General features: G+C 46.9%; 22 protein-coding genes. 2 read left to right on the top strand and 20 right to left on the bottom strand.

Going from position 1 to position 22758, the window contains the following annotated elements:
- Positions 1–11: 11 nt before the first annotated feature.
- The 5 genes from ACMVP2_RS28865 to ACMVP2_RS28845 form a co-directional block, all read right to left on the bottom strand.
- Positions 12–893 carry a mechanosensitive ion channel domain-containing protein gene (locus tag ACMVP2_RS28865; RefSeq protein ID WP_339794842.1) on the bottom strand — a complete coding sequence of 294 codons (882 nt, stop codon included), beginning with the start codon at positions 891–893 and terminating at the stop codon, positions 12–14.
- An 80-nt stretch (positions 894–973) separates the two neighbouring features.
- A complete protein-coding gene (gene alr, locus ACMVP2_RS28860; RefSeq protein WP_339794844.1) occupies positions 974–2131 on the bottom strand; it encodes an alanine racemase in 1158 nt (385 codons plus the stop codon).
- Positions 2125–4113, bottom strand: coding sequence for a hypothetical protein (locus ACMVP2_RS28855; protein ID WP_416866181.1), 1989 nt, complete (start codon positions 4111–4113; stop codon positions 2125–2127). Before ACMVP2_RS28855 ends, alr begins: the two co-directional genes overlap by 7 nt.
- A gap of 19 nt (positions 4114–4132) precedes the next feature.
- Positions 4133–5356 carry a carboxylate--amine ligase gene (locus ACMVP2_RS28850; RefSeq protein WP_339795255.1) on the bottom strand — a complete coding sequence of 408 codons (1224 nt, stop codon included), beginning with the start codon at positions 5354–5356 and terminating at the stop codon, positions 4133–4135.
- 369 nt (positions 5357–5725) lie between these two features.
- Positions 5726–6094: a MotA/TolQ/ExbB proton channel family protein gene (locus ACMVP2_RS28845; protein ID WP_416866180.1), complete on the bottom strand. Its 369-nt coding sequence runs from the start codon at positions 6092–6094 to the stop codon at positions 5726–5728.
- Positions 6095–6304: 210 nt separating this feature from the next.
- Between ACMVP2_RS28845 and ACMVP2_RS28840 the strand changes: the two genes are divergently transcribed.
- Together ACMVP2_RS28840 and ACMVP2_RS28835 are read left to right on the top strand one after the other, a co-directional pair.
- The gene (locus ACMVP2_RS28840) at positions 6305–7405 is read left to right on the top strand and encodes a sensor histidine kinase (RefSeq protein ID WP_416866179.1); all 1101 of its coding nucleotides are present in this window, start codon (positions 6305–6307) and stop codon (positions 7403–7405) included.
- Complete coding sequence (locus ACMVP2_RS28835; protein ID WP_416866178.1) at positions 7383–8096, top strand: LytR/AlgR family response regulator transcription factor; 714 nt, start codon at positions 7383–7385, stop codon at positions 8094–8096. Before ACMVP2_RS28840 ends, ACMVP2_RS28835 begins: the two co-directional genes overlap by 23 nt.
- Positions 8097–8123: 27 nt before the next feature.
- Here the strand turns inward: ACMVP2_RS28835 and ACMVP2_RS28830 are convergent, their stop codons facing one another.
- The 15 genes from ACMVP2_RS28830 to ACMVP2_RS28760 form a co-directional block, all read right to left on the bottom strand.
- The gene (locus ACMVP2_RS28830; RefSeq protein ID WP_416866177.1) at positions 8124–10865 is read right to left on the bottom strand and encodes an outer membrane beta-barrel protein; all 2742 of its coding nucleotides are present in this window, start codon (positions 10863–10865) and stop codon (positions 8124–8126) included.
- 448 nt (positions 10866–11313) lie between these two features.
- Complete coding sequence (gene gldC, locus ACMVP2_RS28825) at positions 11314–11649, bottom strand: gliding motility protein GldC (protein WP_317492327.1); 336 nt, start codon at positions 11647–11649, stop codon at positions 11314–11316.
- 10 nt (positions 11650–11659) lie between these two features.
- Positions 11660–12481 carry a M48 family metalloprotease gene (locus ACMVP2_RS28820; RefSeq protein WP_339792675.1) on the bottom strand — a complete coding sequence of 274 codons (822 nt, stop codon included), beginning with the start codon at positions 12479–12481 and terminating at the stop codon, positions 11660–11662.
- An 11-nt stretch (positions 12482–12492) separates the two neighbouring features.
- Entirely contained in the window at positions 12493–13155 is a 663-nt protein-coding gene (locus ACMVP2_RS28815; protein WP_339792673.1) for a 3-oxoacid CoA-transferase subunit B, read from the bottom strand.
- Positions 13156–13180: 25 nt separating this feature from the next.
- Positions 13181–13879, bottom strand: coding sequence for a CoA transferase subunit A (locus ACMVP2_RS28810; protein WP_416866176.1), 699 nt, complete (start codon positions 13877–13879; stop codon positions 13181–13183).
- Between the two features lie 7 nt (positions 13880–13886).
- Positions 13887–14819 (bottom strand): bifunctional riboflavin kinase/FAD synthetase, encoded by a 933-nt coding sequence (locus ACMVP2_RS28805; RefSeq protein WP_416866175.1) that lies wholly within the window; start codon positions 14817–14819, stop codon positions 13887–13889.
- Positions 14806–15507 (bottom strand): tRNA pseudouridine(55) synthase TruB, encoded by a 702-nt coding sequence (truB, locus tag ACMVP2_RS28800; RefSeq protein ID WP_416866174.1) that lies wholly within the window; start codon positions 15505–15507, stop codon positions 14806–14808. The genes ACMVP2_RS28805 and truB overlap by 14 nt, the downstream gene beginning before the upstream one ends.
- Complete coding sequence (locus ACMVP2_RS28795; protein ID WP_416866173.1) at positions 15504–16295, bottom strand: undecaprenyl-diphosphate phosphatase; 792 nt, start codon at positions 16293–16295, stop codon at positions 15504–15506. The genes truB and ACMVP2_RS28795 overlap by 4 nt, the downstream gene beginning before the upstream one ends.
- The gene (locus tag ACMVP2_RS28790; protein ID WP_416866172.1) at positions 16292–16507 is read right to left on the bottom strand and encodes a DUF3098 domain-containing protein; all 216 of its coding nucleotides are present in this window, start codon (positions 16505–16507) and stop codon (positions 16292–16294) included. The genes ACMVP2_RS28795 and ACMVP2_RS28790 overlap by 4 nt, the downstream gene beginning before the upstream one ends.
- A 4-nt stretch (positions 16508–16511) precedes the next feature.
- Positions 16512–17408 carry a cell division protein FtsX gene (locus ACMVP2_RS28785; RefSeq protein ID WP_416866171.1) on the bottom strand — a complete coding sequence of 299 codons (897 nt, stop codon included), beginning with the start codon at positions 17406–17408 and terminating at the stop codon, positions 16512–16514.
- A 77-nt stretch (positions 17409–17485) separates the two neighbouring features.
- Complete coding sequence (locus ACMVP2_RS28780) at positions 17486–18409, bottom strand: hypothetical protein (protein WP_416866170.1); 924 nt, start codon at positions 18407–18409, stop codon at positions 17486–17488.
- Between the two features lie 2 nt (positions 18410–18411).
- Positions 18412–18951 carry a sigma-70 family RNA polymerase sigma factor gene (locus ACMVP2_RS28775; protein ID WP_339792657.1) on the bottom strand — a complete coding sequence of 180 codons (540 nt, stop codon included), beginning with the start codon at positions 18949–18951 and terminating at the stop codon, positions 18412–18414.
- Between the two features lie 96 nt (positions 18952–19047).
- Complete coding sequence (gene pdeM, locus ACMVP2_RS28770) at positions 19048–19692, bottom strand: ligase-associated DNA damage response endonuclease PdeM (RefSeq protein ID WP_416866169.1); 645 nt, start codon at positions 19690–19692, stop codon at positions 19048–19050.
- Between the two features lie 6 nt (positions 19693–19698).
- Positions 19699–20118, bottom strand: a complete 420-nt coding sequence (locus ACMVP2_RS28765) for a DUF2147 domain-containing protein (protein WP_416866168.1) — start codon at positions 20116–20118, stop codon at positions 19699–19701.
- 56 nt (positions 20119–20174) lie between these two features.
- On the bottom strand, positions 20175–22643 hold the full coding sequence (locus ACMVP2_RS28760; protein WP_416866167.1) for a ligase-associated DNA damage response DEXH box helicase: 2469 nt from the start codon (positions 22641–22643) through the stop codon (positions 20175–20177).
- Between the last annotated feature and the right edge of the window lie 115 nt (positions 22644–22758).

The raw sequence follows: 22758 nt of genomic DNA, 5'->3' as shown, positions 1-22758 counted from the left end.
GGGTTTGTTCTTTATGTAAGAAGCGCTCTTGGTTCAGCAATAATGTCTGACAGCACTTCACTGGCTTTCATAATGAACTCGGTGCGCTTCGTTACCTGGCCGACAGGTAGCGGAAGCACAATGTAGACGGCCATGGTGCCACCTTCGGCCTGTAGCTGTGTTTTTGGTGTCGATTTGTCCTTTACAACGGCTTTTGCCAATTCATCAATTTTGTCCATTCGGGCCTGGATGTCGGCCGGGATGGCTTTGATGGGAAACTTTACCGTATGCATTACCCGGTTTTTGCCCATGTTGATAATGGCCTTGCTAAGCAGGGTATTGTTTGGCACTTTGATGAAATCTATGGCGCCAGGGTTTTGCAAGGTCACAAAGAAAGTGCCGATGCGTTCTACAGTGCCTGCCTCATCGCCAACTTTCACGTAGTCGCCGATCCGAAAGGGATGTTTGGTTAGAATAATGAACCAAGTGAAGTAGGAGTTGATGACGTCACGAACGGCAAAAGCCACACCTGTAGTGATGAGGCCAAGGAAAATGGTGATATTGCCTATTTCAAGCCCCATTCTCCAGAACACCACCCCCGCTACGAGAAGGTATAGTGTGGTGGAATAGATTTTTGTAAAAAGAATTCGTTGTTCGATATCTATCTCATCGTCATTGAACCGAAAGACCCTGTTTTCGGTAAATCTTAATATGACGGTCACGGTAATCAGTGCGCCCACGGCCCACAACACCACGTCCAATAGCTTGTCGAGGTAGCTTGGAATGGTAATATATCTTTGACTATCAGCCCATTTTAGTCCTTCTTCAATGCCCAGAAAAATGAGCAGGAAGAAGATTCTCCGCAGCAGACGGAAGTTCCTTAGTTTCTTGAAATCCACAAATCGTTTGGCCATGGAATAGTGTTTTGATGGCGGTGCAAATCTATGGAACAACGACAGTTATTTAAACAATGGAATCAAATTAGTGCAACCGGCTATTTGACAATTTTCCTGGGAATGGCTGCCGGCAATCTGCTGAGCATTTCGTTGTTGATCAGCTGAGTCACGTTAGTAAAAGAGCTGATATTGATGGTGTTGTTGTTCTGTCGGCCTACGAGCACCACTTCGTCGCCTACTTCTACGCCAGGTATATGGGATACATCAACCATAAACAGGTTCATGTTGATAAGGCCCACTATCGGTGCTTTTTTCCCGTGAATGAGCACATGCCCCCGGTTGGAGAGCGCCCTGGGGTAGCCGTTGGAATAACCTAAAGGCATTACAGCTATTTTCATTTTCTGTGTTGCCTGATAGGAAGTGCCATATCCGATAAACTCGCCGGGGTCAACATCCCTCACGTCCATAACATCAGTTTTCCAATTGAAAATCCTTTTCAGGGCTCCATCGGACGGCTTGCCTGTTTCCTGCAGGTGGGTGTAGTAAATATCCGGACTGGGCCAAAAACCATACTGAGCTACGCCAATCCTCACCATGTCATATACGGTGTCGGGCATCGCCAATGCAGCGGCCGAGCAGGCGATGTGCCGGTACTCGGGCATGATGCCCTTTTGTTTGCACTCCCGGAGGAAGTCCTTGTAACGCTTGTGCTGAGAGGTGATCTTGAACTGGTTGGCGAAGCTTTCGGCACCGCCGAAGTGCGTACATAGCCCTTTGAACTCGAGATCGGCGGCATTTTTCTTGAGGAAAGTGAGCGTTTTTGGAAACTCCTTAGCATTCATGCCAGTGCGATTGGCACCAGTTTCCACTTCAATGTGTACCATTGCACGCTTCCCAAGTCCTTTGGCTATTTCCATTGCGAGAGGTAGCCTGGCGTAGTTGAAAACAAAAAATTCAATATCGTTTTCAATGGCCCACTTGATGTCCTGATCGTACAGTATGCCCATGATCATGATGCCACCCTTTTCTGACTTGGCAGCCAACACTTCTTCGGCTTCGAAAGCTGATGCAGTAGCAAAGTGATCAACGCCTGCCTTTTCAGCCATCTTCACAAATTGTGCGATGCCATGGCCATAGGCGTTGGCTTTCACCACAGATGAAATCCTTACGTCAGGCCCAATCTTCTTTCTGATGAAATTGATGTTTTTCACCAGAGAAGACTGGCTCAGCTCAATTCTCGACGAGTGTCTTACCATAATTTGGTTTGTTGATTCCAGACATATGATTTTCCCCAGCTTTCCTTTGCCAGGGGCTCTACTTTGGCAATTTCCTCTTCCGGCACCTTGCTCAACCAGCTTTTTACGTCCAGGGCGCTGTAGTGGAAGGCGTACACCCTGGCAACGAACTGATAAAACGGCAACGATGATTCCCCTGGCTTCTCGCCATTTCCAAATACTGTGGGTTTAATTCCCTGGCCCCAGTCCTGCCGCCCCTCGTTGTTGGGATTAAGGAAATAGCCCCTCATTTCGCCTTTTTTGTTTTTATCTACCCGAAGCAGAGATATGGCATGAAGCCCCACCATCACTCCTTTGTTGGTAGTGAGGAAAATGCCGACTGGATTGGGGTACACCATTTGGCGCTGACCGTTGTAGTCGGGGTGGAAGGCGGCGTAAAAGATCCTGACGAACCCTTCAAAGTCGACGATTGAATTGCTCGGGTAGTCGTAGCACGAAGCAAAGCCTACGTGAATCCACTGGCCATACATGGCAGGGTTTACCCACTTATGAGGATCCTCCCCCCGAAATGATGAACGTTTCATCATCTCATTGTAGATTTTATCCAAATGAGGCACAAGCACTACCGACACCACATCAAGGTTGTGATCCAGGTTGTCAAGCAGCCCTTTTCCCAGCTGGTTAGAGGTGAGGTCCTGATTTTCAAAACGCATAACCAGATCGTTCTGAGCGGCCACAGTAATGATCATATCTATGAGCATAGCGGGGGCATGCTGGCTCCACATGCTGATCCCTCTGGCTGATTGGCAGGTGGGGTTGTTGCCCTGGCCAACACCAAGGTGCTGCCCCAGCACTTTGATGGTGCCACCTATCAGGTACTGCAATACGGTTACATCAGCATCTTTATTGATCAGTGACTTGCTAATCCGCTTTTCCACCATACTGTGGATTTTAACTTTGCGGAGGTTTTCGAGACCCACCCTGACAGGTCGACGGGAAAACAGGCTTTTTCCCAACATTCTGGCCAGTCCATAAATGCACTGGCAATTGTCGGGGCTGACTGTTTCATTGATCAGCGTGGAAATCAATCCATGGAATTTTTCCCATTCCGCTACGCCCCGGTCATTGAGGTGGAGGCAAACAGGAACCAGGTCTTCATAGTCCGCAACGAGCTTTTTGAGGAGCAGAGAGTGGTAGCCACTCACCAGGCCAGTGGCGTTCATATGGTCGCCCATGGCTCTCGCCTCCCTTTCCAAGGTGGCCACGCTGCTTTCCGAAAGGAAGCGCTCGTAATCTTTCAGGCTTGCATTGTTTCTTGCTCCTTCAGAAGGAGCATAAATAGCGTTGATATACAGCCGAACCGACCGATCCGTTTCGGAACCCCCTGTGGTATCAAAACGTTCGTTAACCAACCGGATGAGCTCTCTGGCCTTGCGGGTCATAATAGGCCGCTGAGCACAAATGAGCCGAATTTCCTCAGCGAGCTTTTCATACACACCCTGCAGGTCGATTTCTGAGACGATGAACCCAAAGAGATTGAATGCCTTTTTTAATTCTCTCACCGGCATGGCAAGGCGGGTTTCTTCTGAAACATCCTGGTGTGCAAACTCGAGATTGTGCACCATCACCTCTTCCAAAAAGCTTTGAGCGTCTTTCTGCGATATCTTATCGCTTTTTTCAATGCCGGTTGCAAAGGCTAACAGCCGCAGCTCAGACAGAATTTCGAAGCTGGAGGTGGGGTGCCCCACTTTCAAAGTGCCTTTCACCAGCAGGGGAATGAGCTTGTCAGGCTCACTCCAAACTGTGTTGTTGAAAATCCCTGCCCGATCGAGCTCGCCAATTTTCTGAAGCAGGTAAACCAGCCCGTTCCTTGATTGGCTGAGTATATCTACCTGGCTTGCCAGTTTGGTAGCTTTCTCCTGCTTGGTTAATTCAATTGACTCTTTAAACTCTTCTAAACTCTTCTCAAAATTTTCAAATATCCTATCGGATGCTATTTCCATATGGGTGGTTTACCTTCGCTTATACATAAAAATCGACTTTCTGATAGTGCTTTAAAAGCTCCGTCATCCGGTCGGGGTCTTCTCCCTTGAAGTTGATAGTGCCAAAGTGATTGCCAAACCCTCCACGATCTCCACTGATTTTCTGCCCCTCGTAAGGCGGCACGAGGCTGTGCTCAGTAAAGTAGGGATCGTTGTTAAGCTCTTCTGGTATTTCAAGTTTTGAGAATTGGCGCTTGTGAGGATAGATCATCACATTGCCATGGTAATATTTCGGCTTGAAGCCCTTTGGCGGAAAAATAGCATCGAGCTCTTCCTCGGTTGCATTCGGATCGTGCGAAACGACAAAAGCTGCCAATGCATCGAACTCGTATGATTTAGAGCAAAGTTCAAGGATGTGCCCACCCGGAATTCTACAGGCAGTTTCTCCAAAATTCAGTTCGTCGTTTTCGGTAAGGAACCATTCGGGGTGTACCATGCCAAATTCAATACCGAAAATGTCGACCATTTTCTGTACCTGCTTGTGGATCAATTCACGCTTGGTTTCCAGATAGTTGCCTTCGGGAATGAAATTGGAATACCCGAGTTTCACGTATTCGGTGATATTGAGGAACCTGATTTTGCCTTTATGGATAAATGCTTCACAGGAAAACTCCCTGCCTGGCAAATGACTCTCAGCAAGACATGGGAAATCGCCATCCTCGCATTCTTCGTCTATTTGGGCCATTGATTTCAGCAGCCGATGACCAACAGTGCCGGCCGAAGCAAAGGGCTTGATATGCACCCAGCTATCCTCTTCACCTTCCAGTTGCAGATTGGCTTCATTCAGACGTTTCATAAAGGCTTTTACACCGTCTTTGCTATACACCTCTTCAAACAGCCCGACCCGCAGTCCTCCAATGAGGGCCTTCCGCTTCATGATCGCTTTGTTTCGAAAAAGAAAAGCCCGGTTAAGTACCCGTGGGTCGTTTCTGTAAATTGAATTGAGCGCTCCGGCCCATTCTACCGTTTCCTCGTAAAGGGGCACAGCCACGTCAGCGTTATACGGCTTCAGCTTTTCAACAAGATCCAGGGAATTGGAGGTGTCGCTCCACTCATCCAGCTGGTAGGGAACAAAGGGAATATTATGTTCGGCTGCATATGGTGCGAAGTCTGGAAACGAAACGACTACATAAGGCTTACCAAGTTTTTGCATGCTTTCAATCACGGGCAAACTCCAGCCCATTAATGCGAAACATTTTGCCATATCTATATTGGTTTTAAAGGTGAGAAATCTATTGAAGATGCGAAGAGGACAAAGGGAACCCGTTAGTGGAGAGTAGCCGGTCGGCCATCAGATTTAGGCATACACGTCCTGCGATACTTCGATGCATCTCTAAAGACAAGGTGATATGGGCAGCGATCGTTCAAAAAAATGTCGATTCGTTTAAATAAGTCAATAGGTTGTTTGAATAGTTATATTTTAGGAAAAAGAGACTTCATAAGTGAAGCCTCTTTTTCCAAACAACTATTAAACAAACTTTTATGCTGTCGTGCGGAACTGCCTTAAATAATAGTGGACTTGAGTGGACGATGGGTAGCCCGCTTGCATTGCAGGGGAGAACGCAACCTGCTGCTATTTGTTGGCTTTGTAGTGCAGCCCAAACCAAACAAGCCTTGTGATAACAAAAATAAGCATGCCGTAGATGCTGGTGATGCTTGACACCTTCAGCCCACCTGCCAGCATGGCTTGTGACACCTCACCAATTTGCTCGATTGCCTGGAAGGCCATGAACATTCCAATGAGTTGACCAAGCACTCCAGTGACCAGAGCCAGCAGTCCAAAGAACTTTACATAGTCCAGTCTTCTTTTGACTTCGTCACCTTTCAACCCTTTGGAGAAGATATCTGAGGCAGAAAGCCCGCTGAAGATCAATGCAGCAAGAAACATTAGCGTAAGAATTGACATGAATTCTATTCCGCCCATCCAAAATAATTCAAACATAGTTGTAAAGATTTAAGGGTTTAAAAAAACATCCAGGGCAATCATACGGCTTTTAGCCAGGCAAAATGGACAAAATAGACGGAGTTGCTGCCAACATCGGTGGACAACCAGTTTTCGGTGGGATTCAACATTTTTGGTAGAATACCTCTTGAAAATGGCATTTCGTCGACTTTCACTGCATGATTTAGAATTTATCGGCATTTTGCAGCAATGATAAGCGATTATCTTAACAAGCTGGTCTATTCAAGAGGAGGGAGGGTGCTGGCCCATGTGGTCTTCTGGTGGCTGTCTCTTGCGTTCCTCATGGTTTTTTTTGCCAGGATAAGTAGCGACTATGGCTTCTCCCTGCGCTTTGCGTGCCTAATGTTGCCGGTGGCGATGGGCACCACTTATTTCATTAATTACAGCCTTGTACCTAAGTATCTCCTGACGAGGAACTATGGTAAGTTCGGATTGTATTTTGTGTACACGCTTATTGTGTCGATGTATTTCCAGATGTGGGTTATTGCCCTCACTTATATCTCCATCGCCGAATACAACTATGAGAAACTGGGGCCGGTAGCAGGCGATTTTATATTTCAGCCGGTGGGCCTTTATTCCATCGTGCTGCTGGGCGTTGCTCTCAAGCTGCTGCGACTTTGGATGAAAGCCGAGCGGGAGAGGTCCGAACTGAAAAGTGCCAGTCTCGAAGCAGCCCTTAAACTGAAAGAAGCTGAGCTGCAGCTGCTCAAGGGCCAAATACACCCCCATTTTCTGTTCAATACCCTCAACAACCTCTACGGTTTGGCGTTGGAGAAGTCCGATGTGCTCCCTGATAGTATCCTGCGCCTTTCTGAATTGCTCGACTTTCTTTTATACAGAAGCAATAAGTCATCGGTGCCACTGGCCGACGAGATCAAATTAATAAGAGATTACATTGCCCTTGAAGAGCTCAGGTTTGAAGAAAGGCTTCGGCTTGAGCTGGATATTCAGGACAACGGGAATGACTGTAGTATCGCTCCTTTTCTTCTTTTTCCATTTGTGGAAAATGCATTCAAGCATGGTTTTATGCAGGACGATCAGCAGCTTTTTCTTTCCATTTCAATCCATACAAAAGGTGAGCGGCTTTACCTCACAGTGACCAATTCATTCTCAAAAAACGAGAAAGAAGCGGGGCAGCTCGGCGGGGTGGGGCTGTCAAATGTGAGGAAACGTTTGGAGTTGCTGTACCCTGGCAGCCACGAGCTCAGGATTGAAAATGATAAGCAGCACTTTATTGTAAACCTGGAGTTAGACTTAAAGCCAAAAGATGATGCCGGAAGCGACTCGTAAATGTATTATTGTCGACGATGAGCCGATTGCCATTCGGGTGATCAGAGGCTACTTGCTGCAAATGGGTGGTTTCGAAATTGTGGCTGAGTGCCGCACGGCCACAGAGGCATTTCAGCTTTTGCGCAGCCATTCCATCGACCTTATTTTTCTCGATATTCAAATGCCTAAGCTCACAGGCCTCGATTTCCTGAAGGCCCTTCAGCACCGGCCGAAGGTTATTTTGGTCACCGCTTTCCGGGAATATGCCATTGAAGGGTTTGACCTGGATGTGGTGGACTACCTGCTCAAGCCGGTTTCTCTGGAGCGGTTCATGAAGGCGATAGATAAATTTTATCAGTTGACTGAAGGCAACACAAAAGCGCACTCAGTAGTCACACAAATACCAGCCTCAATACTTGTAAAATCAGATAGAAAAACTGTGAAAATAGTGCTGGACGACATTCTTTACATTGAAAGCTATAGCGACTACATAAAAATTTTCACGGTTGACGAGACCATCATGACCAAAGAACGAATCAGTCATATTGAAGAAAGCCTGCCCGGCAGTTTTATCAGAACGCATCGCTCGTTCGTGATCAACAGTGCACAGATAAAGTCGTTTACCAATGAGCACGTTAATGTCGCAGGCAAGGAAATCCCCATCAGTCGGAGCTACAAAGAAGAGGTGCTTTTAAGGTTCCAAAGCCTTTAATCTCTCTTGGTTTTCCCGTTACCTTGTCTAGTTGGTTTTAATCTCCTCGAAGTCGTCCTGGCTGGCTCCCACTGAGAAATGCCTGAAATTGTAGGTAAAAGAGAGCATCACATACCGGTTAAGCACATTCGATTGGGTGTCCTCAATATAGATTTCAGATATGTTTCTCCGGATATTATTGTTCTGTTTCAGGATGTCGTACACATTCATACTTACTTCGCCAAGCTTGTTTTTGAACAACTTTTTACCCACACTCATGTTCCAAAGAGTGAAGCTGTTGTCGAAACCAGCAGAAAGCCCGGCGTTAATTTGGTGCCTCACGTCTGTTCTGAATGTGAAGCCGTTTCCAAAGATCATGTTGTAGTTGATCCGGGTAGTCTGATTAAAGAAGTTGTTGTTCAGTGCAGGCCGCAGGCTGTTTTCTACCACGTTGTATCTCGACCAAGTGGCCACCCTAAAGTCAATATTTTCACTGATGTTGCTGCTTAGAGAAACACCAAGCCTGTAGTTCCATGAGTTGGCCAGGTTGAGCTCGTCGTTGATGAGGCCAGGTCTGCTTGTGTAGTTAACACCACCGTTGAAATTGACATTTGATTTGATCAACGAGAAGGGTTGGCCATAGCTCAGGTAGGATCTGAATTCCTTGTATCCATCCAGGTTAACCGGGCTTATTAGCTGAGAGCCTTTTTCAAGTACCACTCCTTCGCCAACTGTCGTCTGTTCTTCGGCAATAAAGGTGCTCGTTCCAATGTAGTTGCTGGTGAGTTCGGTGTGGGCATAAACAAACATCGACCGGTTTGTTTCCGGGTTATTTGACCTTATCCGGGTTCTGATTCTGTTGGTATACGTTTGGTTAAGATCCACATTTCCCGTGCGAAGCTGAAGCGGATTCGAGTTGTCAATCACGTCCTGCAGCTGTCCTATTTGAGGCTCTCTGGTCCAGGTGCGGTAATCAAGTTCAATATTGGTATTGTCGGTAAACTTGTAGCGAAACCGGGACGATGGTAGCACACTATTAAAGCGCCGATTGAGCGTGTATTCCCTTGGAAACTGCTGGTCATTTTTCAGTTTGGCATCCTGATACTCCACTTCTACCTGCGCAGAAAGTTTTTTTAGCGTGTATTGATAACCCAGCTCCGTTTCTTGCGTAAAGTAGCTGTTGTCGAAGGTGTTGCTCAGCGCCTGATCGAGTAGGGTGTAGTCATCAAACTGCTCTGAAAAGTCGTACAGCCTTCTGTCAGAGTCGTTGATTCTGTCGCCCATTGTATGCTCCAGTTCAATTCGTCCGTTGGCACCCACGGGCTCAGTATAGGAAGCGTTGACCCTCCAGTCGTGTCCTTTTCGGTTCCACTCAATATTTTGTTTGAGCAATTGACTACTGTCAGCCGATTGGTAGAAGATATTTTCGGCTAGCCTGTACCTGTCGTCGGTGTTGATATGAAAGCCGTTTCGGAGGTTGATGGTGAAAGCCCGGCCCTTTTTTTCAAATTGATGGTTGTACATCAGGTTATTGAAGTAGTCCAAATCAAAGAGATCGAACGACGAGCTGTTTTCGGTTTGGTTCACAGGGCCAAAATCCGAGGTTGTGCGACCGAGGAAGTTGGAGTTGCGGATGTTGTCGCCGAAGGAAGCTGATGGCCGCCAGATGATCCTGTTGTTGTCGTTGATCTTGTAGTCGACTTTCATAAACACCCTGTGCTCGGCGTTGGTGGCATTGTTGTAGCTGCTTTCTGAGTAAACCTGCCCTGAGTCGGATGGGAGCACATATTCTCTGAACCTGGTTTGGGTGGTTTCATCCTGCCTGTGGTTGTACAGGTAGCTGCCACTTACCTCCAGCGACTTTGCCCAGGTGTCAGCAAAGTTTACTGCAATGGCGTTGTTGTTGATGATGCCATCCTGGGTTCTGCTGTCGGCACTTGCGTTGGGGCTTGCCGAGTAGTTGAGAATATTGATGTTGTTACTAAGGCCTGAGACAGTTACCCGACGGTCGCCATTGAACATATTGAGATTAGCGCCCGCCATGTAGCGTTGATCAGTACCAGCTCCCACCGAAGTTTTTCCAAACTGCCCTCTTCTGCGATTGGGCTTTGTGATGATATTAATGGTCTTTATTCTTTCACCGTCGTCAAACCCTGTTAGCTCGCTCTGGTCGCTTTTTTTGTCAAACACCTGAATGCTTTCAATCACAGTAGCGGGTAGGCTCTGCAAAGCTGCCTGCACATCGCCGCCGAAAAAAGGCTTTCCGTCGATAAGAATTCGCTGAACGTTTTCGCCCTGGGCTTGTATCACGCCATCCACCATCGCAATGCCCGGCATCTTTTGCACCAGGTCTTCAGCACTGGCGTCGGGCACAGTTTTAAAAGCTACGGCATTGAAAACAGAGGTGTCTCCTTTCTGCTCACTCATCATCGTTTGAGCGGTAACTTTTACTTCTTCAAGCGTCTTGGTCTCTTCTTCCAGCAGAATGTCTCCAAAGGAAATGTCTTTTATGCCGACAGTTACATTTTTTGTCACCGTCTGATATCCTATGTATTGAAACTGAAAGCGGTAGCTACCCGGCTCCACTTTCTCAAGCTTGAATTTTCCTTCAAGGTCAGTGACCACACCCAGCGACGCAGGAGGGGAGCTTAATTTTTCACCCAGCACGGTGGCACCGGGGAGGCCTAAGTAATCGTTGGCTCCTTTTACTGTTCCCGAAATGGAGACCGTTTGGCCATGGGCTGCAACAAACGAAAACAATAGGGACGCAACGGCAAGAAGTCTTAACATCAGGTAGTTATGCTAGTAGTATAGAAACAGGAAATAAGTGAATCAATGCTTTGATAACTAGTACTCAAAGTCATTGGCCAATACACTTTTACGCTATTGAGTATATGATGTACCTATTGTCCATCGGCCAAATTCAACGCCCGATAGTGCTTGTAATCAGGTCGTAAAAGTAGACCCCACATTAGAATAGTGAAATTGTAATTTTTTAAAATGCTATTTCACCGGTTGAATGGTACGGAGTTGTTAAAAATTGTCACGAAAAGCTGCCGGATCAAACACTGGAGGTCGTTATTCCGTTGGATGTGCCGCATTAAATGGAGCTGCCAGGCAACATCTACCATTGCACAGTTGGTCTGATGGGTAGGTCATAGGCGTCAAATGGGAGGGAAGGAAAGAAGTGGAAAACGCCGGATCAGGCGAGGTTTCTGCACAAAAAAAGAAGGAGAGCTTATTGCTCCCCTTCTTTTTGCAGGTAGGTGACCAGTTTGTCACATAGTGCATTCATTTCTTGCGACATAAACTCGTCTCCGGTGGCATTGAGCACGCTCTGCGCCATGCCGCCGATGCAGTCTATGTAGAAACGTTTCATATCGGGCACTTCCATATCTTTTGTCCACAAGTCGATACGGAGCGTGTTTTTTTGATCAGCATCCCACAAGGCCAACGCTATGGCATTGGTTTCGCTGAGCTCTTCACCCGCTTTTTCGTCGGCATCCCAGACTATCTTCTCCGGGACACGGTTTTCGTCCATTTCAACTGTAAAACGTATTTCTGACTTGTTCATTAATGCTTTATTATTCAGGTAAACTATTCTTAAAGTCCTCGTAAGAGGCCGGCGCAAGAGGAGTGGTGTCGCAGCCGAGCTCAGTTGCCTTGGCATTAATATCTTCCACTCTTGATGCTGGATCCGGGTGTGTGCTTAGGAATTTCGGCGTTTTTCCCGCCTGATTGCTGTCGAGCAGCTTTTGGAAAAAGCTGTAAGCGCCGTTGCAGGCATATTTGCCTTCAGCCAGGTAAATGACAGAATACTCGTCAGCCTCTGATTCGTTGTCACGGCTAAATGCCAGGGTGGTTGCATTTCCGGCAACAGCACCAGCAATTTCTGCCAGCTTTGAAGGGTTTTGGCCAAGGATAACGTTGAGTACCAGTTGAAGACCATATGCCTTCTGCATCTGCTGCATACTGTGCCTTCTGTCGGCGTGGGCAAGCTCATGACCCATCACACCAGCCAAGTCGTCTTCCTGGTCAAGGTATTTGATCAAACCTGTGTATACATAAATATAACCACCAGGGGTAGCAAACGCATTGAGCACTTCGTCATCATGGATAATGTGAATTTTCCATGCAAATTCATCTCTGTACTCGACCTTGCCGCTGTTCAGGATTTCGTCTGTTATACCCTGAAGGTAGGCGTACGCTTCAGCATACTCTGTTTCGTCCAGAACCGGATATTCCGTAGGATTGGCAGCAATTTCATCACTTACCTGCTTGCCCAGGTCAATATCATTTTGCAAAGAGAAAAAGACAGGCAATCCACCACCATCGTCATCATCTTTTTTACAGGAAACGACGGCTAAAAGAAGTCCTGCAATCCAAAAGCTTTTAAGAATTTTCATTTATGTTGTGTTTAATTAATCCTCATTTCAGGAATCTCACCTTCTACAATAAGCTTGCCAGCTGTGGAAGCTTTTATTTCTTCCACACTTACGCCGGGGGCTCTTTCGAGCAGCTTGAACCCGCCTTCCGGTAGCACTTCGAGCACGGCGAGGTCGCTCACTATTTTCTTCACGCACCGAATGCCCGTCAAAGGTAATGTACACTCCTTTAATAATTTCGATTGGCCGTCTTTGCTTTTGTGTTGCATGGCCACTATGATGTTGTCTGCAGAGGCCACCAGGTCCATCGCTCCACCCATGCCTTTCACCATCTTGCCAGGGATTTTCCAATTGGCGATGTCACCATTTTCCGATACCTCCATGGCGCCCAAAATAGTCAAATGTATATGGCCCCCACGGATCATGGCAAAGCTGTCGGCTGAGCTGAAAAGCGAGGAGCCGGGTATCATCGACACCGTTTGCTTTCCGGCGTTGATCAGGTCAGCATCTACTTCATCTTCGGTAGGGAAGGGGCCTATGCCCAGCAGGCCATTTTCCGATTGCAGCACCACGTCGATGCCGTCAGGCAGGTAGTTGGCCACCAGAGTAGGTATGCCTATGCCCAGATTGATGTACATGCCATCCTTTACCTCCTGGGCTATTCTTTTGGCGATGGCTATTTTGTCTAATCCCATTGGTTGAATATTTAAATAGCTGCAATTAGGCCTGGCGAACTGTTCTTTGCTCAATGCGCTTTTCGTAGTTCACACCCTGGAATATTCGCTGAACGAATACGCCAGGTGTATGAATGTCGTTGGGGTTGAGTGTGCCGGCAGGCACCAGCTCTTCTACTTCAGCAATGGTGATCCGGCCAGCTGTGGCCATCATCGGGTTGAAATTCCTGGCCGTCCCTTTAAAAATCAGGTTCCCGGCGGTATCTCCCTTCCAGGCTTTTACCAGCGAAAAGTCTGCTTTGAGCCAGGCTTCCAATAAATATTTTTTTCCATCGAATTCCCTTACTTCCTTTCCCTCGGCCACTTCGGTGCCGTAACCGGCAGGGGTGAAGAAGGCTGGGATGCCAGCGCCGCCTGCTCTTATTCTTTCGGCCAGCGTACCCTGAGGAACCAGGTCTACCTCCAGCTCACCGCTCAGCAGCTGCCGCTCAAACTCTGCATTTTCTCCCACATAGGAGGAAATCATTTTTTTTACTTGTCTGGTTTTCAGCAGCAGGCCAATGCCGAAGTCATCCACACCAGCATTGTTCGAAATGCACGTAAGGTTTTTCACGCCGCTTGAAAGCAAAGCAGAGATGCAATTTTCGGGGATGCCACAGAGTCCGAACCCTCCGAGCATTAACACAGAGCCGTCCTGAATATCGGCCACTGCCTCGTCGGCATTTTTCACAACTTTGCTAATCATAAATGCATTATTTAAGCTGTTTCAATACGTTAATCGCCTGCTCTCTGTCGATGACCAATTGGTGCCTGAGCATCTCAAGACTGTCGAACCGTTGGTCTTTTCTCAAAAGCGCCACAAAGTTCACCCCGATTCTTTCTCCGTATATTGACTGATCAAAGTTAAAAATATTTACCTCAATAGTTTTGGGTGACGCCTGTAGTGTGGGTCTGTTGCCTATGTAGAGCATCCCACCAAAGCTCTTTCCTTTGAAATCAACCGTCACCGCATAAATGCCGTCGGCGGGGATCAGTTTGAAACTTTCTTCAACGTGTAAATTGGCAGTGGGGAAGCCCAAACCTGTCCCAATCTTGTCGCCCTTCACCACTTCCCCTTCCAGCATATAGTGATAACCAAGAAACTCGTTGGCATGTTCAATATTGCCTTCCATGAGCGCCTTGCGAACCTTGGTCGAGCTTATGCCAATATGGTCAATGTCCTGGCGGGGTATTTCTTCGACTTCAAAGCCGTATTGAGAAGCATTTTCCTGCAGGTACTCGAAGCTTCCTTCACGGTTTTTTCCAAACTTGTGGTCGTAGCCAATGATGAGTTTTTTGGTGCCGAGCGCATCTACCAGCACTTGTCTGATAAAGGCATCGCCGCTCAGCTCTGAGAATTCCTTAGTAAATGGAATCTTCACAAGAAAATCAATGCCCGATTTTCTAAACAACTCCTCTTTTTCTTTCCAGGTCGAAAGAAGTTTGAGTGTGGATGCGCCTCCCAAAATGAATTTTGGATGAGGCCAAAAGGTGATAACAACTGATTTTCCATTGTGGATCCTCGCTTGTTCGCACACCTGTTGCAAAATTGCCTTATGTCCTACATGCAAGCCATCGAAGGTGCCGGCGGTAACAACCATGTAGCCATCATGATCAAGCCTTGCAATTCCCTCAACTACTTTCATTTCCTGGCTTTGATGTAAAAATACTGGTGAACTCCTCAATGGTAAAGGCATCTTCAACCTGATAATCACCGATAGAGTTCCTGCGAAGGGCCGACATGTAGGCACCCACACCAAGCTTTTCACCTATGTCTCTCACAAGACTTCGGATATAGGTGCCCTTTGAGCATTCCACTACAAACTCCACTTCGGGAAGGTTCATATTCAATACCTGCAGCGAGTAAATAGTTACTTCACGTGCTTTCAGTTCAAGTGTTTCATTTTTTCGGGCACTTTCGTAAGCCCTTTTCCCATCCACCTTGATGGCGGAATAGACCGGCGGTACCTGTTGAATAGCGCCTTGAAAACTGTAAAGGACTTCTGCCACCTGGTCTGCCGACAGATGTTGGGTGTCGGTTTCCCTGTCAAAAGCTGTTTCCAAATCGACGCTTGGTGTGGTTTTGCCCAGCACCAGCGTGCAGGTGTACTTCTTTCTTTGCTCCTGGATCTGATTGATGGTTTTGGTTGCTTTGCCCGTGCAGATGATTAGCAGGCCCGTCGCCAAAGGATCGAGCGTTCCTGCATGGCCCACTTTCTTTATCCTTATTGTGTTGCGAACTTTCTTCACCACATCAAAAGAGGTCCATTCCTTAGGTTTATCTATGCCGATGGTCTCTCCAGCCTCAAAGTCGTAGCGCTTCTTTCCTCTCACAGGCTAACAAATATGGCAATTATTCCTACGATAAGGCAGTAAACAGCGAAGTAGATGAGTTTGCCCTTCCTTACTATGCTAATCATCCACTGGCAGGCCGCCATGCCTGAGACAAATGCAGCCAGGAAGCCCAGTGATAGGGCCGTGGCACTTACCTGACTGGCAATTTCTGGCGTCTTCAAGAAATCAAGCAGTTTAAGGAAAGCAGCCCCCAGGATTGGTACCAACACCATAAGGAAGCTGAACCTGGTCACAACATCTTTTTTGATACCCAGCAGCAGTCCGGTGGAAATAGTAGCGCCAGATCTTGAAATGCCAGGAAGGATAGCAATGGCCTGAGCGATACCTATAACGAATGCCTTGGGAAAAGTTAGTTCTCCCTCATTGTTCCTTTTAAAGTGGGTGAATGCCAGTAGTGCAGCTGTTATTATCAGCATAGACCCCACCAGCATGATTCGTCCGCCAAAGAAAGATTCGACCTGATCTTCAAAAAAAACACCCACAATACCTACCGGAATGATGGATAAGGCTATTTGAAAAACGAATTTGGTGGAGTCGTTCCATTGAAACTTAAATAGCTCTACAATGAGTTGCAGAATGTCCTTTCTGTAGATGACGATCGTGCTTAGCGCAGTGGCAGCGTGCACAACAATGGAGAACAGGAGGTTGTCTTCAGACTGAATGCCGAAGATGGCGGTTCCGATTTCAATATGGCCGCTGCTGCTAACCGGCAAAAACTCGGTCAGTCCCTGAACTATGCCAAGGACAATGGCTTCCCATATGTTCATTTACTCTCTTTGGGCTGATAAAAAATCGCAAAAAATTCGATGATGAAGCCAGCGAGCACGGTAAGGGGGCCCAGCGTTAGCCCGGCAAATCCGAAACCATACGGCTTAGTATCGAGTGTCATGATGATAAATCCAAGGCACAGTACTAACACCCCGGCAATCATGATGATATAGTTTATCTTCTGGAATGGAAATTTTTCTTTGTTGCTCATTTCTTCAATATAATTCGTCCAAAGACATTTTCAGATATTTGTTGATAGCTCTGTAAGTGCTGCCGAAGCCCACCAGCATACCTACCAGCAGCAGGCTGCCGAAAAGAATAAGTAGCTCGTCGGTTCGTTGCAAATCTGCCAGATTTTCGATTTTTGAATTGGCATATTTCAAAAGCACAAAAAGACCTGCACCGGCAATAATTGCAGACAGCAAGCCATACAATGTGGCTCTCATAAGAAACGGCTTTTGAATAAAGCCGGCAGTGGCACCCACCAGTTGCATGCTTCTGATGAGGAAGCGCTGCGAGAAAAGTGCCAGCTTAATGGTATTGTTAATCAGAATGACAACGACCAGCAATAGGATAGCCGAGAAGCCAATGAGCACCAGGCCGATCTTTGTCAGGTTTTTGTTGATGCTTTCAACGAGGTTGTCGAGATAAACGACCTCAAATACTCCTCTTATACTTTCCAATTCACTTTTTATCTGCGTGAGCTTTTCAGTGGACTGGTAATCAGGAGTTATCTTAAGGATAATCAAGTCTCTGAGGGGGTTGTCTCCGATGAATTGGGTGAAATCTTCGCCGGTTTCTTTGATAAATTCTTTGGCAGCTTCTTCTTTGGAAATTAAAACCACCTGGCTCCCTTCTTTTTTGGCTACATAGTCTTTATCGGCGAGCGTTTTCTGCAGCTGTATTTTTTCTGATTCAGTGACGTTTTTGTTCAGGTAAACTTGCACCTCAATATTGTCCTGAATGAAACGGGTAAGGTTGTTTGTTAGCAGGAAAAAGACGCCGAACAGGCCCAGGACAAACAAGGCAAGAGATATGCTGAATACTACGCTTACGAAAGGGTAGCTGCCTAGTTTTTTCTTTTTTCTGACTTTCTTCTCGTATGTAGCCATTTGAGCTTTACCGGGGAAAAGCCAAAAATAGTAATTTGCAGCTACTTATAGGGCAGGAAGGGAAATAAAAAGGCGCTTTAATTAAGCGCCTTGTTGTCTCTGAAAATCTTCAACTCGCTCAGAAGATCCTCGTTGGTAACTTTTTCAAGTGTACTGATCTTCTTGGTTGGGTAGCTTAGCTTGTAGTAAACGTCCTGATGGAACAGGTAAATCCGTTTGCCATCCTTGCTATTGATCTCCAATATTTCGTAAGGAATTTCCTCGAAGTTGCCATACAGGTACAGCCTTTCTTCGTAGAATTGATATTGCAGCTTGTTGCTGCTACCAGCCTCAGATTTGACCTCGATATCTATTGGCTTGTTAATTTCAATAGGGTCACTTTCAGCCAGAGCATCTTCTTTGCCAACTGCTTCAACCTCAAACTCCTCATCAGTTTCAAACTCAGCAACTGTTGGCTTTTCAAATGTGGGAGTAATTTCTTCGGTGGCAGGTACCGCAACGTCCGCTATATCTTCAGCCGCTGTTGCTTTGGAGGTTGATGCAGCAGATGCGAGTTGCTGCTTATGTTCAACTGGCTTGGCTGGCGTTTCAACGGAAGGAAGCTCTCTGAGTGCTATGTCAGGGGCAGTTTTATCTTGTTCGAAAGAAGTGATTGGGTTCATTTGCCCAATTTCAGGAGCAGGGTTAGTAGCGTCTTCACTAAAGTAGTACATGCCTCCCACTAGCAGGATGGCTGTGCCTACAGTTGCCGCCACTTTTACCACAGCAGATTGGCCAAGGGTGCCCAACACGCCAACTTCTAACGGAACATTGTCCAGCCTGGTCTTTAGTTCGGCCTTACGGAATTCTTTCAAACCGGAAACCATGTCGCTCTGAGTTTTCATTTCAGCTCTAAGCGAGACATCTGAGGCAAGTTTAGATTCCAGGACAGCTTTGTTGCCATCGGAGATGGTTCCTGTCAGGTACTGCTCAATAAGTTCTTTAAAGTCCGTGTTACTCATTCTTAGTCGAGAAAGTCTTCTTCTTTATACCTACTTCTGATCAACAGATCAAGTCGTTTCATGCATTTGTACTTTTTGGTCTTTGCTGTGTCTGTGTTCGCAAACTGAAGTTTCTCTGCTATATCATTCATCGACATACCGTCGAAATAATAATAAGTTAGCAGCTTTTTGCAAATATCCCCAAGATCGCCAATGCATTCCTGGATAATACGTGCCTTTTCTTCTGCGTCATGCTCCTGAAATTCCTCTCCATCTTTCTCTTCATTTGAAAGCCGACTTTTCCTGTCCAGCTCTTTTCTCCATTGATTGAGACAGATGCTGTACAAAAAAGTACTGATTTTCGAGGTCATCACAAGATTTCCACTCACAGCCTTTTGCCAAAAAACGATCAAAGCCTCCTGAAATACATCCTTCGCCTCTTCCTCTGTACCATTGTTGGACAAGACGATCTTCGTCATCATCCTGTAATACTTCCTGTACAAGTAGTCCAGAGCCGTCTCGTCACCCTTGCTTATTTTTGCAAGAATCTCGTCATCTTTCATTGGCGGCTTTTGCTTTAATACTGAAATAGCTGGTCAAGTAACCCCCCAGGTTTATATTAAGAAATTGTAAAGTTATAAAATGTAAATTAATGCTTTTCATTGAATGGTGATGATGGAAGTGGGAGTTACAGCAAAAACTTTGTCTTGTTTGCCAGGGGAAATGGCAACGTACCCTGTAAAATTACCGAATGCTGGCAACAGAGCCCCTTTCTGGCCAAAATAAAAACAAGGGATGCGCACGCCCTGTCTTGCCTTTCCCTGCAGGCTTATGCCGGGGTGGAGGTGACCGGCAAGGTTGTACCCGAAGCTGTTTTCAGTCGGGTGGTGACTCATAAAAAAGGGGCCCAAAGTAAGTTCATCTACGGCATCAACATTAATTTTCCTGTAGTTGCTGGTTGCAATAATGTCATGATTGCCCATTGTAAGGGTAACCTCCAGCCCTTCATATTGATTTCGCCAGATGGTGAATGCTTCCCACTCATTGTTTTTGTCGCTATGAAAAAGGTCTCCCAGCATGACCAGTCGCTTTGGTTGATACGTGTTCAGCAGAAGATCAAGCTTATCCAGGTCCTCAACGTGAACTTTGGATGAGATAGGGATGCCAGCTTTTCGGAAGTGCCCCGCCTTGCCCAGATGAAGGTCGGAGACAATGAGGCAATCCTGCTCTTTCCAAAAGATGGATTTATGGATCGAAAGTACCAGCGATTGTTCAAGTAGGGTGAACTCCAATGAATCCTTCACGTATGTTTATTCCTGTGGCAGCCACGTTTGGGTTCTATAGAGAAAGTAGAGATAGCCTCTGACTTTTAGTTCATTGCCCTCTCTCCATATTTTACATTTGTAGATGTTCCCATTTTCAGGATCCATAATTTCACCACCCTCCAACTCACTTCCCTCTTTTTTCATATCGGTGATGATATTCATTCCTATTATTTTTTTGCCCTTTCGGTAGTCTTCACATTCGTCACACACAGGGTCTTGTTCTTCACCGGGTTCCCTGAAAAGCTTAATGATTTTACCGAAATACTTTCCCTCGCTCTCATATATTTCCACTATTGATCGCTTTTTGCCTGTGTTGTCGTCAATGGTTACCCACTGGCCAGTTATTGACTGTGCCTGAGGGAGGTAGGAACAAAGCAAAAGAGCAATAAAGACAAGAATTCGCATAATGAGTGATGATGTTTGCTTAAATATAGGGAAGTAGAACAAAAATAAGCAATCTGCTAGCCCTGGCTGTCGGCAAATTTCTCCAACTGCTGCTGTAATTTTATCACCCTGTCTTCAATGCTTTCGGTAGTGAGCCTTTCCCTCAGCGACTCCACCATGATGGGAAAGGCGAAGGGGCTTGGCCGGGGCGGGTACATCAGGGTGATTTGCTGTGAGTTGATTCTGTCTACAGCTTCCAGCAGTCTGCTTTGCTCCATTTGAAGGGTGATTACTTCATCCATTGCCTGCTTGAGAAGCAGGTTTTCTTTGTCGTAGTCCTCAAAAACCTTGTAGATGATCTGCGAGTTAGCTTGCAAGTGTTTGTTGGAGATCGTTTTTCCAGGGAAGCCATGAAAAACAAGGCCAGCGATGGAAGCAATATCCCGGAACCGCCGACGGGCCATTTCCGACTCATTGATGCTGTGGTGAATGTCTTCTAATAGGTTGGTGGTGGAAAAAAGGTCCAGCTCCAGTGCTTCTTCGATGGGGATTGGTTCGTCGGTTAGTAATTCGAAGCCATAGTCGTTCATGGCTATTGAAAACGATATTGGCGCAAGTTTGCCGATTCTGTAGGCGACAAGACCTCCGAGCACCTCGTGTACAAACCTACCTTCGAAAGGATAGATGAAAAGGTGGTGTCCGAATCGGCTTTCTACTTTCTCAATGAGGAGCTTGCCTGCGTCAGGCACTATCGACCACCGTTGCTGCAATTCGATGATAGGCCGGATAGTTTCCAGTTCAATATCGCTGAAGTCGCCAAGGGCGGCTTGCTCCAATTTTTGGCGGATGAGGATGGACAGTTGAGAGGAGAGGGGCATTCTTCCACCGCCCCAGCGGGGTACCAGACCACGCTTTTTCTTCGCTTTTCTTACGAGCACCGTCATGTCTTTGATCATGATGAATTCAAGATTGCGGCCTGCAAACCAGAATACATCACCTCTTGTTAGCTTCGAGGCAAAGCTTTCTTCTACGGTGCCAATATTGCCACCCGTCAGGTATTTCACCCTGAGGGAGGGGTCGCCAACGATGGTGCCGATGGACAACCTGTGCATGGTAGACTTTCGCCAGTCGGTTACCCGATAGACTCCCTCAATTATTTCGACCTTCGAAAACTCATCATATTCACCGAGGCTGCTGCCCCCAGTGGTAATAAATTGTAATGCCCATTGCCACTCTTCCTGGCTGAGGGCGCTAAAGCAATAGGTTTGCTTTACTTCGTTGAGAATGATGTCGGGTATAAAGCCTTCGCCGACCGCAAGTGTTACCAGGTATTGCACCAGCACATCCATGCACTTTTCCAGCGGTTTTCTGCTTTCGTAGTAGTCTTTGTCAATGGCTGAGCGAAGGGCGGCACCTTCGATCAACTCTAATGAATGGGTAGGCACAAAGTAAATCTTACTGGTAGCGCCAGGCTGGTGACCACTTCTGCCTGCTCTCTGCATGAAGCGAGCGACACCCTTGGGCCCTCCGACCTGGATGACGGTATCTACAGGCCTGAAGTCGACACCAAGGTCCAGGCTGCTGGTGCAGACTACCAATTGCAGTTTGCCTGCATGCAAGGCTTCTTCCACCCATTTCCTCACATTGTTGTCCATGCTGCCGTGGTGCATAGCCATGGCACCAGAAAGGTGAGGCGCTGCGTGCAAAATCTGCTGGTACCAAATCTCTGTTTGAGAGCGGGTGTTGGTGAAAAGTAGGGTGGTTTTGCTCTTTTCGATGATTGGGAGTACTTTATCCATCATTTTTACACCGAGGTGCCCGCCCCACGGGAACTTCTCAGCCTCGTCGGGCAGCACGGAGATCACTTCTATTTTTTTGTGAATATTGGCTTTGATAGCGACACTGCCTGGGAATAGTGTTGGCCCCAGCAGCACCTCCCGGGCCTGATCGAGGTTGCCAATGGTGGCCGACACGCCCCATATTTTGAGGTTGCCCGGGTTGGTGGCCCGAAGCCTGGAAAAGGCCAGTTCAATTTGAACTCCCCGCTTGGTTCCCAAAAGCTCGTGCCACTCGTCAACAATGATGGTGGTAAGCGATTTGAAATAATTGATCGCTTCTTTTTGGCTGAGAAGTAAGTGGAGACTTTCGGGTGTGGTGACCAGGCATTCCGGGGCTGATCTTTTCTGCTTTGCTCTGTCGGAGGTGCTGGTGTCGCCTGTTCGGATGCCGATTTCCCAGGGAATTTCGAAGTCGGTGCACATGCCCTCCATGGCTATTTGAATATCTCTCGCCAGTGCACGCAGTGGCGTGATCCAAAGGACTCTCAAGCCGTTCTTTCTGGGTTTCTTATAGTCGGCGGGATGTTCTCTCATGTACTCAAGCAGGCAGGGTACCCAAAGCGCATAGGTTTTGCCACTTCCGGTAGGTGCATTGAGTAAACCGGACTTTTCCTCAAGAAAGGCCCGCCAGGTATCAACCTGAAAATCAAATGGCTTCCAGCCTTTTTTGACAAACCTCTGCTTTCCGTCTTTGATCAGGTTTTCCAATGGAGTTTTGCGGTGTGTGAGGTCGAAAATGATTGGTGGCTACCAAAACGAATCTATAAAAAAGTGAGGGTTATTTAAGGCAAGGAACAAAGTATTGTCAATTAAATTGGGGTCG

This window comes from Imperialibacter sp. (assembly GCF_048007035.1).
GTDB lineage: Bacteria > Bacteroidota > Bacteroidia > Cytophagales > Cyclobacteriaceae > Imperialibacter.
Note: the sequence above shows the minus strand (reverse complement) of the source record. Positions and strands in the feature narration are given on the sequence as shown.